At 71.1% G+C, this 14741-nt stretch carries 11 protein-coding genes; 1 reads left to right on the plus strand and 10 read right to left on the minus strand.

The window, feature by feature from the left end; all coding sequences use genetic code 11:
• Nucleotides 1-190 precede the first annotated feature (190 nt).
• The gene (locus LXT21_RS45340) at nt 191-2728 is read left to right on the plus strand and encodes a S41 family peptidase (protein WP_254037738.1); all 2538 of its coding nucleotides are present in this window, start codon (nt 191-193) and stop codon (nt 2726-2728) included.
• Here LXT21_RS45340 and LXT21_RS09350 read toward each other — a convergent pair.
• From LXT21_RS09350 to LXT21_RS09395, 10 genes are all read right to left on the minus strand, one after another.
• Complete coding sequence (locus tag LXT21_RS09350) at nt 2697-5087, minus strand: sensor histidine kinase (protein WP_254037739.1); 2391 nt, start codon at nt 5085-5087, stop codon at nt 2697-2699. The two genes, LXT21_RS45340 and LXT21_RS09350, sit on opposite strands and share 32 nt — an antisense overlap.
• A gap of 204 nt (nt 5088-5291) precedes the next feature.
• Nucleotides 5292-6227 carry an aldo/keto reductase gene (locus LXT21_RS09355; RefSeq protein WP_254037740.1) on the minus strand — a complete coding sequence of 312 codons (936 nt, stop codon included), beginning with the start codon at nt 6225-6227 and terminating at the stop codon, nt 5292-5294.
• Between the two features lie 51 nt (nt 6228-6278).
• Entirely contained in the window at nt 6279-7448 is a 1170-nt protein-coding gene (locus LXT21_RS09360; RefSeq protein WP_254037741.1) for an alkaline phosphatase PhoX, read from the minus strand.
• Nucleotides 7449-7532: 84 nt separating this feature from the next.
• Nucleotides 7533-7799 carry a DUF5985 family protein gene (locus LXT21_RS09365; protein ID WP_254037742.1) on the minus strand — a complete coding sequence of 89 codons (267 nt, stop codon included), beginning with the start codon at nt 7797-7799 and terminating at the stop codon, nt 7533-7535.
• A 15-nt stretch (nt 7800-7814) separates the two neighbouring features.
• On the minus strand, nt 7815-8075 hold the full coding sequence (locus tag LXT21_RS09370) for a DUF5985 family protein (protein WP_254037743.1): 261 nt from the start codon (nt 8073-8075) through the stop codon (nt 7815-7817).
• Nucleotides 8068-8472 (minus strand): hypothetical protein, encoded by a 405-nt coding sequence (locus tag LXT21_RS09375; protein ID WP_254037744.1) that lies wholly within the window; start codon nt 8470-8472, stop codon nt 8068-8070. The genes LXT21_RS09370 and LXT21_RS09375 overlap by 8 nt, the downstream gene beginning before the upstream one ends.
• A gap of 30 nt (nt 8473-8502) precedes the next feature.
• Complete coding sequence (locus LXT21_RS09380; RefSeq protein ID WP_254037745.1) at nt 8503-9564, minus strand: response regulator; 1062 nt, start codon at nt 9562-9564, stop codon at nt 8503-8505.
• Nucleotides 9561-10109 (minus strand): chemotaxis protein CheB, encoded by a 549-nt coding sequence (locus LXT21_RS09385; RefSeq protein WP_254037746.1) that lies wholly within the window; start codon nt 10107-10109, stop codon nt 9561-9563. The genes LXT21_RS09380 and LXT21_RS09385 overlap by 4 nt, the downstream gene beginning before the upstream one ends.
• Entirely contained in the window at nt 10106-10939 is an 834-nt protein-coding gene (locus LXT21_RS09390; RefSeq protein WP_254037747.1) for a CheR family methyltransferase, read from the minus strand. The genes LXT21_RS09385 and LXT21_RS09390 overlap by 4 nt, the downstream gene beginning before the upstream one ends.
• Nucleotides 10936-14741: response regulator (locus LXT21_RS09395; protein WP_254037748.1), on the minus strand; the 3806-nt coding region annotated here is incomplete at its 5' end. The genes LXT21_RS09395 and LXT21_RS09390, both read right to left, overlap by 4 nt.

The following is a 14741-nucleotide window of genomic DNA, read 5'->3' on the forward strand; positions in this document are numbered from 1 at the left end:
GAAGAAGACCCGGCACCCGCGCGCGCGGCCACGCGCTTCACCGTGTGTGGACGCGCTTGAACGCGGAGCCTCGATGACAGCGCCTCGAGAGGTTTCGGCGCGGTTCGCTCGGGAACTTTCCCGTGCCGGTGGTGTCGAGCAGGCGGGGCCGTCATCGGAGGTGGCTGTGGAGCGCGTGCGAGTCCGGCGGGTGCCGACCTGGACGGTGGGTGTCGGGGTGTTGACGGTGCTGTTCGGCGCGGGGGGCGTGACGGGTGCGGAGACTCGTGGACCGGGGACGCGCGTCGAGCCCGCGCTGGAGAACGCCGCGGTGCTGGGGCGCGTCTGGGGCGAGGTGAAGTACGCGCATCCGGCGCTCGCGATGGACGCGGTCGACTGGGATGCGGCGCTCCTCGACGCGCTGCCCGGTGCGCTCGCCGCGAGCACCCCCGACGCGCTCGCCGCCACGGTGGGCGACATGCTGCGCGCGCTCGAGGACCCGCTCACCCGGGTCGTGAGGGATGAGTCGGTGGTGGCCACGAGCACCGGGGCGGGGCCGCTGTCTCGCTGGGTGGATGACGTGCTGGTGCTGGACCTGGACCGACGCTTCGCGAACGTCGACGCGCTGTATCCCGCGATGAGCGCGTTGGAGCCGGAGCTCGCGCGGGCTCGCCGCGTCGTCATCGACCTGCGCGTGAGTGGAGGTGACGAGGCCGCGTGGGCGGAGATGGCGCTCGGCGTCCTGGAGCGCGCGCTGGTGGCGGAGGAGCTGACGGCGCCCGCGGAGCGCTTCCGTGTGTACTCGGGCTTTCCCGTGCAGTTCGGTCCCAGCTCCGGGGGATACAGCGCGTCCGTCGAGACGCGGCTGGCGCGGAGATTCACACCGGTGGCGGGTACACCGAAGCGCACGGTGGCCCTGCTCGTCAACGCGCGGACGCCATTGACGCCGCGGGTGCTCGCGCTGATGTCCACGCCTCGGACACGAGTCGTGGCGCAGGGCGGGCTCGATGAGTCCTCCGCGGTGAAGACTCGCACGCTGCCCCTGCCTGGGGGATATCGCGCGGTGGTGCGCGCGTCGGAGCTCGTGTTCGCCTCCGGCGCCTCGGGACTGTTCTCGGACGTCACCGTGCCGGATGGGGCGGACGAGGGTGACTCAGGTCCCGCGGTTCAAGCCGCGCTCCGACTGGTGCGTTCGGGCACTGTGGGAACACGGACACGCACCGGCACATCCATATCGCGCCGCTCCTCCGGAACAGGAGGTGCGCCCCACGCGACATCAGCCACGCGCAACACCAACGCGCCCTCCACACGTAACGCACAGGCCACGCCGCTCGCCATCAGCGGCGCACAGGCCGCGACTCGCTCAACCGCATCCGCACTCCCCACTGGCGGCGCGGACGCCACACCGCATGCAGCATCATCCATGCGCACCACCTCTGCACCCTCGGGCGCACAGGCCACACCACGCACCACCAGCGGCGGGCAGGCCTCTCGTCGCAAAACCGCATCTGCCTCCACGCTCCCCGCCATCAGCGTCGATGCCATGTACGAAACTCCGGCGTATCCACCGGAGCCGCATCGGCTGCTCGCCGTCATCCGTTTCTGGAACGTGATGCGCTTCTTTCACCCCGACCCGAAGGCCCTGCGGGACTGGGACGCCGTCCTGCCCACGTTCCTCGGTCAGGCTCGCGCGGCGGCGGACGCTCGCGAATACGCACAAGTGCTCTACACCCTGGCCGCGCGCGTCCACGACGGACACATCTTCGTCGCGGAGCAGGGCCAGCCGCTGCGCTCGCTCGCCGAGGCCACCGCGCCCGTCGTCCTGCGGCCCGTGCAGGGACGCTTCATCGTGACGGAGCTGCCCGCGCCCGAAGTCACCCGCGCCGCGGGCCTCCAGGTGGGCGACGAGGTCGTCGCCGTGGAACAAGAGCCCGTCGCCCTGCGCGCACAGCGACTCGCCTCACTCCTCGGCGCCTCGCACGACGCCGCGAGAACCGAGCGTGTCGCCAGCCTGTTGCTCGCGGGCGCGGACGGCAAGTCCGTCGAAGTCATGCTCCAGGGCTCCGACGGCCGCATCAAGGAGTCACGCCTGCCACGCTCGCGCAACTTCCTCCCGTTCCTCCGTCCCCCTCCCCGCGATGACGCGCCCTGGAAGACGCTGAAGGGCGGCATCGGCTACGTGGACCTGCGCAGGCTGCGCGCCGAGTCCGTGGACCCCATGCTCACGGCCCTGAAGGACACGCGGGGCCTGGTGCTCGACCTGCGCGGATATCCCCAGGGCAGCGCCTGGACACTCGCGCCCCGACTCAACACGCGCGGCGCCACGACGTCCGCGCTCATCTCCCGCCCCAGGCTCTCCGCCGGAGAGCGCCTCGAGGAGCGCTTCCCCGCCCTGCTCCCACCAAGCAACGGTCCCCTCTACCGAGGACACGTCATCCTCCTCGTGGACGCACGGACGCTGAGCCAGGGCGAATACACCGCGATGATGCTGCGCGCCGCCTCGGGCGCACGCCTCGTGGGCTCCACCACCGCGGGCGCCGTGGGCGACACCACCAACGTCTGCCTCCCCGGCGCCCTCTGCGTCCTCTTCACCGGCCAGCGCTTCGAGACGCCCGAAGGCCACGCCGTCCAGGGCGCGGGGCTGCGCCCCGACGTGGAGGTCCACCCCACACTCGAAGGTCTGCGCGCCGGCCGCGACGAGGTGCTCGAGCGCGCCCTCAGCCTGCTGAACGAGGCAACAGCACGGTGAAGACGGAGCCCACGCCCTCGCGGCTCTCCACCTCGATGCTCCCGCCCATCGCCTCCACGATCTGCCGGCTGATGTAGAGCCCCAATCCCAGCCCACCGTAGTGGCGCTCCGACACCGCGCGCTCGAAGCGGCCGAACAGGCGCGGCAAATCCGTCTCCGAGATGCCGATGCCCTCGTCGCGCACGGACAGGCGCACCCGCGCCTCGCCCTCGGCCGCCGCCGACACCTGCACCGGCCGCCCCGCGCCGTACTTCGCCGCGTTGGTGAGCAGGTTGACCAACACCTGGTCCAACCGCAGCGAGTCCCACCGGCCCTGCAGCGGCTCGGGAATCTCCACCCGCACCGAGCACCCGGCCACCGCGAAGACCTCCTCCATCCGGTCCACCGCGTCGCGCACCGCCTGCCCCAGGTCCACCTCCGTGGGCTCCAGCGCCAGCCGCCCCAGCGAGACACGGCTCACATCCAACAGGTGGTCCACCAGCGACGCCAGCCGCTGCACCTGACGAATCGCCGTGGACAACCTCGGCGCCACCTTCTCACGAGAGTCCGGCCCCAGCGCCCGGTCGATGAGCCCATGCTGGAGCTTCAAGCTCGTCAACGGCGTCTTCAGCTCGTGGCTCGCCACGGAGAGGAACTCGTCGCGCAGCCGCACCGCCGCCTGTGCATCCCGATACAGCGACGCGTTCTCCAGCGCCACCGCCACGCGTCGCGCCAGCTCCTCCATCATCGACACGTCCGACATGGCCAACGGCCGCTGCGGCGGCGACGTCCCCAGCGTGATGACGCCCAACGTGCGGCCGCGCGTGCGCACCGGCACCACCAGCAGCGACGCGGGCCTGAGCGCCTGCAACAACGCCCGCTGCTCGGAGCTGTCCGACAATCGCTCGCACAACGCCGCGTCCACGTCCGGCACGAAGCGCGGCTCCCCGGACTGGAAGCACTCCCGCGACAGCGACAGCGCGCCTTCGCCCCCCAGCGCCTGGAGCACCGACGCATCCCGCGAGGGCTCCTGGTGCGCGGACGCCACGCACCGCAGCGTGCCATCCGGCCCCACCAGTTCCACCAGACAGCTGGACGCCACGCTGCTGGCGGCCACGCGCGCCACGTGCTCCAGCGTCCACTCCACGTCGTCCAGGTGCTCGGCCAGCGCGCGGCTCGCCTCGAGCAGGAAGAACAGCCGCTCCTCGGCCTCCTTCCCCATCTGGAGCGCGTGGTGCAACCGCTCGCCCCGCTCCCGCAGCGTGCCGTACAACACCGCCCGCTCCAGCGCCTGCGAGCACTGCTGGGCCAGCGCCCCCAGGAACGAGCGCTCCAGCGGCGTGAAGCCTCGCTGCCCCTCCCAGGCCAGCCACACGAAGCCGCGCACACCCCGCTCCGTGAGCAGCGGAAGTATCGCGCGCGCGCCGTCCCCCAGCGCCGCCACCTCGCGCCGGACGATGCCCGTCATGGGCAACAAGTCCTCCAGGCGCGAGAACCACTGCGCCTCCCGCCGCTCGGCCGCGCGCGCCAGCACCGGCACCACCTGGGGACGCTGCCCCTCGAGCGCGGCCCTGAACTCCCGCGAGTAACCGAACGCGCCGATGAAGCGGATGAAGCCCTCGTCCGACAGGCTCATCACCGTGCCACGCGACGCCCCCGAGGCCTCCAACCCGTCATGCACCAGCACCCGGGCCACGTCCTCCGCGGTGGCCGCGCGGGACAGCGCCGCCGTCACCGTCTGCAGCCGCGCGGACAGGGCCTGCGACGCCCGGGCCTCCTCGTACAACAGCGCGTTCTCCATGGAGAGGCTGGCGCGGCGCCCCAGCTCCCGCGCCACCTCCAGGTCCTGCTCCGTGAAGCCCGCCGCCGCGTCACCGCGCAACAGCGACATCGCCCCCAGCACCCGGCCCCGCGCCACCAGCGGCAGCACCATCCCCGCCCGCGCGCCCAGCGCCACCTCGCGCTCCCAGGCCCGCTCCGACGTGGCCTCCAGCCGCGACGCGACTCCGGTGCGCAGCGTCTGCGCGATGGCGTCCGACGTCGCCAGGTCCACCGGACGCAGGCGGAACAGCTCGTGCACCAGCGCCACCCGCTCCGGCTCCCGATGCGCCGCGGCCACGCGCTCCACGCGGCCGTCGTCCCCCAGCACGTCCACCGCGCACCAGTCGGAGAGCTCCGGCACCACCAATTCGGCCAGCTGGCGCAACACCGTGCGCCACTCCAGCGAGGCGCCCAGCGCCTCACCCGCGCGATACAGGAAGGCCAGCCGCGCGGACTCGGAGGGCGCGGGCTCGGCGCGAGGCCCCGGCGCCGCGGTACCACGCGGGGTCCCGGCTGCATCGCCAGGAAGGTCGTCGAGTAGGTTCGGCTCGGCGGACATGGAGGCGGACCCCGAGAGAGTGGTGAGGCGCCGCGCGGCGGTGAGGTCCTCAGCTAAGAGCGTCTCGACGCTGGCAACAATGCCGCCCCCCTCCGCGGACGGGAGGACTGTCCAATCCCAGACCCGCGAGACGTTGAATGGCCACACCACCCACGCTCACGGTGTGTCTCGTACGAAATGACTCGGGGCCTTCGCGCCACGAAGTCAGGCCGAGGTCGGGTTCCACCACACGGCGCCCTTGCCGTCGATGGCCCGCGTCGCGCGCGCGCGCACGTCCTCCAGCGCCTCGGGCGTGAGCGGACGCCACGCGTGGGCCGCCGCGAGCGCCGCGTCCTGCTCGTTGGGGTGGCTCATCCCCATCAACATGACGTCCGGGTCCAACGTCAGCGTGTAGCGCACGCACTCCTCCACGCCCAGGTGCGGCAAGAGCGGCGCCTCCCGGTCATCCCGTCCGCCCGAGCCCACCTTGCCCCGGGGACGCGACTCCAGCGGTCGGCCATAGCCCTCCGTGTCGCCCAACAGCTTGCCCGCGCCGAACGTCTTGAACGACACCACGCCCACGCCGCGAGCGCGCGCCAGCGGCAGCACGTCCTCCACGTAGCGCGCGTCCACGAAGGGCCCCAACGGGAACATCACCACGTCGCACAGCCCGGACAGCACCGCCTGGCGCAGCACCTCCGGATGATGGCTGGAGATGCCCCGGAAGCGCGCCTGCCCCGCGCGCACGCACTCCCCCAGCTGCTCGAGCCCCCCACCGGGCGCCGCGAGCGACTCCCACGCGGACAGCTCCGACACGGCGTGGAAGACGAACAGGTCCACGTGCGCGTGCCCCAGCCGCTTCAGGCTCGCCGCGACTTGAGGCCCCACCGGCGCGTCGAGCACGTCCACCTTGTCGATGAGGAACACGCCCTCGCGCCGCCCCCGCAGCGCCTCGCCCACCACCTCCTCGCTCAGGCCCTCCTCGTAGTTGGGCGCGGTGTCGATGACGTTCAGCCCCGCGTCCAGCGCGCGCGTGAGCGTGGCGACGAGTACCTCGCGCGGCGTCGAGCGGTCGGCGATGTCACCGATGCCCACCGCCGTGGCGACGAAGCCGGTGCGGCCCAGCGCGCGGCGGGGCGAGAAGGAAGGGAGCGTGGACATGGCCCCCGTATGTGCAAGAGCCTTCCCGCATCGTCAAGCCACGTGCGTGCTTCAGCGGAAGGGACCGGACACCTCGAACGTGACGCCCTCGTTGATGGAGTTCGTGGTGCCGCGCTGCGAGCTGAAGTACAGCCGCCGCCCATCCGGGCTGAAGGCCGGCCCGGTGAGCTCCGAGCCCGAGTGCCCCCTCAGCCGGAGGAACGACGACACCACGCGCTGGGGCCCCGGGGTGATGAGACAGAGGTCCATGGTGCCGCCGTCCTCGGCGACGAAGAGGTCCCCCGAGCGCGACACCACCAGGTTGTCCACGCCCGTCAGCGGCGCGAACGGCAGGAGCGACGCCGCGTAGATGACCTCCAGCCTCCCCGTCGCCGGCGTGTGCGCCCACACCCGGTTGTCCCCCTTGGTGGTGAAGTAGACGGTGCCGCCGTCGTACCAGCAGCCCTCGCCGCCATCGAACGCCGTCGTGCGCGCCGCGACGTCCGGCTGGCGCGTCACGGACTTCGCCGGCGAGCACCGCACCCAGGACAGTCGGGCCTCGCCCGCCAGCGCGTCGCCCGACACCTTCGCGGCCTCCAGCGTGCCCTCCGACAACCGGGGCCACACCGACGGCGTGAAGCGGTACAGCCGCCCCTCGGGCTGGTCCTCCGTCAGGTAGAGCCGCTTGCCCACCGGGTCCACCGCCACCGCCTCGTGCGGGAACGCGCCGAGCGCCGGCCGCTCCACGCCCTGGGACGGCCTTGACGGGTTGCACTCCCACACCCACCCGGTGGGGTGCTCCTCGCACGACAGCCACGTGCCCCACGGCGTGGGCCCGCCCGCGCAGTTCAGCCGCGTGCCCGCGAGGATGCGGTACGCCGCCAACACCCCGCCGCCCGCGTCGAAGCGCACCGCGCTGACTCCGCCAGAGACGGCCTCGCTGTTGGAGACATAGACGTAGCCGCCCTCCGGCCGCGTGAAGCAGGCGCCCCCGTCCGGCGCCGGGTGCCACACGTAGCCGGTGTGCCCCACCCCATGCCCCGAGCGCGCGATGATGCGCGAGGTGAAGCCCGCCGGCAGCCTCAGGCCGTTGACGTCCGGTGAGCTGGAGAGGGCGCCGTAGGGCCCCGGACCCGCCTGGGCCGGCGCCGCGTAGGCCGCCTTCCAGAACCCAGGGCCGAAGGCGAGCGCGCTCCCTCCGAGCGCGGAGAGACGAAGGAAGTCACGACGACCGAGCCGCATGCGGGTTCTCCTGTACCGGGCAGGAGAATCACCCTCGCGCCGACCCACCACTGGACGCGGAGGCCGGGTGCGCGTCAGGACACATCAGCCGCGTCGGCTCGCGCGGTTCTTGTCCCAGATGGCGTAGAGGATGATGAGGAAGGCGACAAGCCGGGCCACGTAGATGTAGTAGCGCCGCTCGTCCTGCGCGTCGATGAGCGCGGCCACCACCGAGTTCACGCCGAGCACCGCGAACGACAGCGCGAAGAAGGCGAACAGCCGGTCGTGCGACTGCCTCCAGAAGCGCAGGAAGAACAGCGCGCACGCCAGCCACGCCATCGCCACCGCGCCGCTGAGCATGGAATGGAGCATGGGCGGAGTCCGTCGCTACGAGGCGTCCCAGATGAGGCCGTACAGCAGGATGGAGGCGCTCGCCAGCGTGGCGAGCTGACGGGGCACGTACAAATCAATCGTCGTCGGCAGGACCACCAGGTCGATGAACAACAGGGTGTTGCTCACCGCCATGCCCACGAAGCACAGCCCGCTCCACAGCAAGAGCCGCGACTGGCTGCGCTTCCACGCGCGCAGGAGCAGCACCGCGCACGCGATGCTCGTCAGGGCGCAGAGGATGTAGACCGCTTCAGCCATGGTCGCCGTCCTTGTCCTTCTTGAGCACGAAGGCTTCCGCGAAGCCGCGCACCTTGTCCAGCGGCCTCGAGAAGATGAAGGAGATGACACTCACCCGACGCGCCCCGTACACCGCCGCCAGCTCCGTGACGGCCTGCACGTCCTCGGAGCTCGCGGGACTGAAGCGGTAGACGGGCACACGTCCGCCGTCGCTCACCAGCAGGCTCCTCGCGGCGAGGTCCGCCAACCTCGCGGCGGCGGAAGGTTCTGTGATGCGCAGCTCCAGGCTCACCGATGACGCGGTCCACTCCCGCCCCGGTTGGGCTCGAAGCAGGAGGAGCACCTCCAGCTTCTCCAGGGAGTCGATGTGCATCGTGATGAAGCGCTGGACCCGCGGCTGAAGTCCGGCGTCGCTCACAGGGCCACCATGCCCACGTTATTTTGTGCGTCAACCTTTTCTCGCAACGGGATGTTCAGGTTCCTGCGGGGACGCGTCCCTCGCCCGCTCGCCCTGCCTCACGGGAAGCGGGCCCTCCACGCCCTCCTGTCCCAGGTGGGCGGGCACAAGCTGCTTGATTCCTTCCACAAGCTGCAGCGTGGCGCTGGGGGCCGCCACGTCCAGAAGGGCGAGGAGCACCGTCTCCGGACGACCGTGCATCCGGGGCAGCCAGGTGCTGAAGGCGCGCACCGAGCCCTGCTGTCCGCCCCACTCCCAGTCCACGTGGAAGCCCTGGAGGGCCTCGCCGCGGGCCGCGCGCATCAGGGGCCGCTCGTCCGTGGAGAGCACGTGGCCCGCCAGGCCTCGCACGACCAGGCCCTCGTGGAGGCCCGGCGCCTCGCGGTACGCCAGCCCTCCGCCCGCGAGCCCCTGGGCCGCGCGGTTGGCCAGCAGCGTCTGACCGGTGCCGGGCTCCACCAGGGCGAGCGGCGTGGGCAGCGCGGCGAGCACGGCCTCCAGCCACCGCTGCTGGTTGCGGTGCGTCTCCATCTCCCGGCGCAAGAGCTCCTCGCGGGCGCGGGCGCGCTCGGCCTCCACGCGGCGCTGGGCCTCGGCCAGCTCGCCCTCGTGTTCGCGCCGCTCGGTCTCCCGCAGCACCTCCGCCTGGCGCTTCACCAGCTCCGTCTTGCGGTAGAGGTCCGCGAAGACGCCCACCTTGGAGCGGAGGATTTCGGGCTCGTAGGGCTTGAGCAGGTAGTCCACCGCGCCCACGGCGTAGGCGCGCAGCTCCGGGAGCTGGCCTCGCGACAGGGCGGTGAGGAAGAGCAGCGGGGTGTGGCGGCTGCGCTCGCGCTCGCGGATGAGGCTCGCCGTCTCGAAGCCGTCCATGCCCGGCATGACGACGTCCAGGAGGATGGCGGCGAAGTCCTGGGAGAGCAGGTGGCGCAGGGCCTCGCGGCCGCTGCGCGCGGTGACCAGCCTGAGCCCCAGCGGCGCGAGCGTCGCCTCCAGCGCGAGCAGCCCCTCGGGCTGGTCGTCGACCATGAGGATGGACACGGGCCCCGCGCTCATGGCTGCACCCTGCCGCGCGACACGTAGGCCAGTCGCGCGAGCCATCCTCCCACGTCATGGAGCGACAACCGCTCCACCTCGGTGTCGAGCACCTCCACGTCCTCGCCGCCCACCAGCGCCACGCGGCCGCCGCGCGCCTGGAGCAGGCCCAGCCCCGCGAGGCCGTCGTCATGGCCGCCGAAGAGCAACCCCGCCGCCGCGGCGCCGTGGCTGTCCGCCGCGGACTCGAAGAGCGCGTCGATGGCGGGCCGGCAGCCGTGCTCGGGAGGCTCCACCGACAGCGACACCGAGCCCCGGTCCACCAGCAGGTGGTAGCCCCACGGCGCCAGGTACACGCGGCCGGGCACCAGGTCGTCCTTGTCGTCCGGCTCCACCACCGGCAGCGCGCAGCGGCGGCCCAAGGGCTCCACCAGCCGGTCGTGCGGCCCCCGGTGCAGAGTCACGACGACGGGCGCCGGCAGGTGCGCCGGCAGCGCCGACAGCAGGGTCTCCAGGTCCGCCGCGGCGCCACGGGGCGCGCCCACCACCAGCAACCCCACGCTCATGACACCCTCCGGAAGATGCGGCCGCTGCCTTCCAGCTCCTCGAAGGCGTGGGCGTGTGGCGTGCGCGACAGCGACTCCTTGCGCCCCAGGCACAGGAAGCCGAAGCGGGCCAGGCTCTCGTACAACCGTGAGTGCACGCGGTTGTGCAGCGCGCGGTTGAAGGACAGCAGCGTGTCCCGGCACACGATGACGTGGAACTCGTTGAACGAGCCGTCGATGGTCAGGTTGTGCTGGGTGAAGAAGATGCCGTCGCGCAGCTTCGGGTGGATGAGCGCCCAGTTGCCGTCGCGCGTGTAGTGCTCCGACAGCGACCCCTTGCCCCCCGACTCCGCGTGGCGGCGCGCGCAGTCCTCGTCGGGCAGGGGCACCACGCCCGTGCGCGCGTCCGCGAGCAGCCCCTCGCTCGCGTCGGACGCGTACAGCCGGCATCTCCCCCACAGCCCCTCCTCGTGCAGGAGGACAGCCAAGGCGTAGGTGTCCTCGCCCGTGCCGCAGCCCGCGTGCCACACGCGCACCGACGGCCAGGTGCGCAGCACGGGGACCACGCGCGAGCGGAAGTCACGGAAGAAGGCCGCGTCGGAGAAGAGCGCGGGCGGCGTGCAGGACAGCGCGCGCAAGAGCCCCTCCAGCGCCTCGCCGTCGTGGAGCACGCGGGCCTGGAGCGCGGAGAAGGACTCCAGACGCTCCTCGCGCAGGTGGCGTCGCAGCCGCCGGAGCAGCTGCGGACGTGAGTGGCTGCGCAGGTCGAAGCCCCAGTGTCGGGCCACGCCCTCCAGCAGGAGCTCCGCCTCCAGCGTCTCCAGCGCCGCGGACTGGGCCCCGGCGCTCACCCGGAGACCTCCGTGCGCGGCCCCTTGGCCTGGGCACCCCGGGGCGCGTGCAGCCAGACTCGCAAGAGGCTGAGCAGCTTCTCGATGTCCACCGGCTTGGTGATGTAGTCGGACGCGCCCGCCTCCAGGCACTTCTCCCGGTCGCCCTTCATCGCCTTGGCGGTGAGCGCGAGAATCGGAAGGTGTGAGACGCGCTCCATGCGGCGGATGGCGCGCATGGCCTGGTAGCCGTCCATCTCCGGCATCATCACGTCCATCAGCACCAGCTCGATGTCCTCGTCTGTCTCCAGCTGCGCCAGCCCCTCGCGCGCGCTCTCCGCGAAGGCCACCTTCATGCCGTAGCGCTCCAGCACGGTGTTGAGGGCGAAGATGTTGCGCACGTCGTCGTCCACCACCAGCACCTTGCGGTTGACGAGCAGCGGGTCCCTCTCACGCGCTTTCTCCAGCATGCGGCGCTTGGTCTCCGACAGCGTGGAGGGCGAGCGGTGCAGGAACAGGCTCGTCTCCTCCAGCAGGCGCTCGGGACTCTGCGCGTCCTTGACGACGATGGCCTCCGCCACGCGGCGCAGCTCCGTCTCCTGCGCGCGCGACAGCTCGCGGCCCGTGTAGACGATGATGGGCGGCCCGCCGGCCCCATGCGCCTCGCGCACGCGGCGGATGAGCTCCGTGCCGGGCAGGTCCGGCAGGCCCAAATCGAGCACCATGCAGTCGAAGCGCCGCTCCGCCAGCGCGCTCAGCGCCGCCGCCGCGGTGCCCACCGCCACCGTCTGCACGTCATCGCTGCCGAGCAGCTCCAGCAGCGACTGACGGTGCACGGTGTCGTCCTCGACGATGAGCAGCCCCCGGCCCTTGCGGTCCACGAAGTCGCGCAGGGAGGCCAGCGCCGCCACCGCCGCGGCCGGGTCCGCCGCCGCGCGCAGGTGGCCGATGGCGCCCAGGTTGAGCGAGCGCTCGCGGTGGTCGTCATCCGACACCGTGTACACCGGCAGGGCGCGCGTGCTGGCGTCGTGCTTGAGCCTGTCGAGCACCACCCAGCCCGCCATCTCCGGCAGGTCCAGGTCCACCGCCACGGCCACCGGCCGCGAGTCGCGCACCACGTCCAGCGCGCCCTCCACCTCCGTGGAGACGAGCACCTTGAAGCCCGCGCCCTGCGCCGCCGCGCGCAGCCTGGACGCGTGGTCCGGCGCGTGGGTCACCGCCAGCAGCACCTTGTCCCCGGGCTGGATGCTGGCGCGGTCATCGTCGATGGACAGCGCGAGGTGCCCCGTCGGCGTCGGAGACGGCTCCTCCAGGTGCATGGGCGGCGGCAGCATGGCGACGGAGTGGGCCAGCACGGAGGACACCGGCCGGGCTTCCGCGCCGGGGCGGTCCGCCATGAAGTCCAGGGGCAGGTAGAGGGTGAAGATGCTGCCCTGGCCCGGCTCGCTCTCCAGCCGGATTTCGCCGCCGAGCAGCCGCGCGATTTCGCGGCTGATGGACAGGCCCAGGCCGGTGCCGCCGTACTTGCGCGCGGTGGAGCCGTCAGCCTGCTGGAAGGCCTCGAAGATGATGTGGTGCTTGTCCTTGGGGATGCCGATGCCCGTGTCGCGCACGGAGAAGGCCACCACCGAGGGGGCGCTGGCGAGCACCGCGTGGTCCGGCGTCCAGCCGTTCTTCGCCATGCCGATGCGCAGCGACACCGAGCCGGACTCGGTGAACTTGAAGGCGTTGGAGAGCAGGTTCTTGAGCACCTGCTGCAGCCGCTTGGCGTCCGTCTCCACCTCGCCCGCCATGCCCGGCGACAGGTCGATGTCGAACTGGAGGCCTTTCTTGTCCGCCACCTGGCGGAAGGTGCGGTCCACGAACTCGCGCAGGTCGCTGAAGCGCAGCGGGCCCACGTCCACCGTCATGGTGCCGGACTCAATCTTGGACAGGTCGAGGATGTCGTTGATGAGCTCCAGGAGGTCCGCGCCCGAGGCGTGAATCGTCTTGGCGAACTCCACCTGACGTCCGGTGAGGTTGCCCTCCACGTTGTCGCTGAGCGTCTGGCTGAGGATGAGCAGCGAGTTGAGCGGCGTGCGCAGCTCGTGGCTCATGTTGGCGAGGAACTCGGACTTGTACTTGGAGGTGAGGCTCAACTGCTCGGCCTTCTCCTCCAGCGCGCGCTTGGCCTGCTCGACCTCGCCGTTCTTGCGCTCGACCTCCGTCTTCTGTTCGGAGAGCAGCTTCGCCTTCTCCTGCAGCTCCTCGTTGGTGCGGCGCAGCTCCTCCTGCTGGCGCTTGAGCAGCTCTTCCGACTGCTGGAGCGAGGTGGCCTGCTGCTCCAGGCGCTTGTTCGTCTCCGTCAATTCCTCCTGCTGCTTGCGCAGCTCGTCCGTGAGCGCCTGGGACTGCTTGAGCAGCGCCTCGGTGCGCATGTTGGCGGCAATCGTGTTGAGGACGATGCCGATGGACTCGGTGAGCTGCGCGAGGAAGCCCAGGTGCACCTCGCTGAAGCGGTGGAACGAGGCCAGCTCGATGACGGCCTTGATTTCACCCTCGAAGAGCACCGGCAGCACGACGATGTTGCGCGGCACCTCCTCGCCCAGCCCGGAGGAGATGCGGATGTACGTGTCCGGCACGTCCGACAGGAGGATGGGCTCCTTCTCCAGCGCGCACTGGCCGACCAGCCCCTCGCCCAGCCTGAAGGAGTTGGAGAGGCCCTTGCGCTCCCGGTACGCGTAGGACGCGAGCAGCTTCAAAATCTGCTCCCCGGCCTCGGCGCGCTCGGAGATGTAGAAGACGCCGTGCTGCGCGTCCACCAGCGGCGCCAGCTCCGACAGGATGACCTTGGAGACGGTGAGCAGGTCTCGCTGGCCCTGGAGGACGCGGGTGAACTTGGCCAGGTTGGTCTTCAGCCAGTCCTGTTCCGTGTTCTTGCGCGTGGTGTCCTTCAGGTTGCGAATCATCTCGTTGATGTTGTCCTTGAGGGCGGCCACTTCGCCCTGCGCGGACACCGTGATGAAGCGCGTGAGGTCACCCTTGGTCACCGCCGTGGCCACCTCGGCGATGGCGCGCACCTGCGTCGTCAGGTTCGCGGCCAGCTGGTTCACGTTGTCGGTGAGGTCGCGCCAGATGCCGGCCGTGCCGGGCACGCGCGCCTGTCCGCCCAGCTTCCCTTCGATACCCACCTCGCGGGCCACCGTCGTCACCTGGTCGGCGAACACCGCCAGCGTGTCGATCATCCCGTTGATGGTGTCCGCCAGCTCGGCGATCTCGCCCTTCGCGTCCACGACGAGCTTGCGCTTCAAATCTCCGTTGGCCACCGCCGTCACCACCTTGGCGATGCCACGCACCTGCGTCGTCAGGTTGGACGCCATGGAGTTCACGTTGTCCGTGAGGTCCTTCCACGTGCCGGCCACCCCCTTCACCTCGGCCTGACCGCCCAGCTTTCCTTCCGTCCCCACTTCGCGCGCGACGCGCGTCACCTCGGACGCGAAGGACGACAGCTGGTCCACCATCGTGTTGATGGTGTTCTTCAGCTCGAGGATTTCGCCCTGCACGTCCACGGTGATCTTCTTCGACAAGTCACCGCGCGCCACGGCCGTGGTCACCTCGGCGATGTTGCGCACCTGCGACGTGAGGTTGGACGCCATGGAGTTCACGTTGTCCGTGAGGTCCTTCCACGTGCCGGCCACACCCTTCACGACAGCCTGTCCGCCCAGCTTTCCTTCCGTACCCACTTCACGCGCGACGCGCGTCACCTCGGACGCGAACGAGTTGAGCTGGTCCACCATCGTGTTGATGGTGTTCTTCAGCTCCAGAATCTCGCCGCGCACGTCCA

This window comes from Myxococcus guangdongensis, from assembly GCF_024198255.1.
GTDB lineage: Bacteria > Myxococcota > Myxococcia > Myxococcales > Myxococcaceae > Myxococcus > Myxococcus guangdongensis.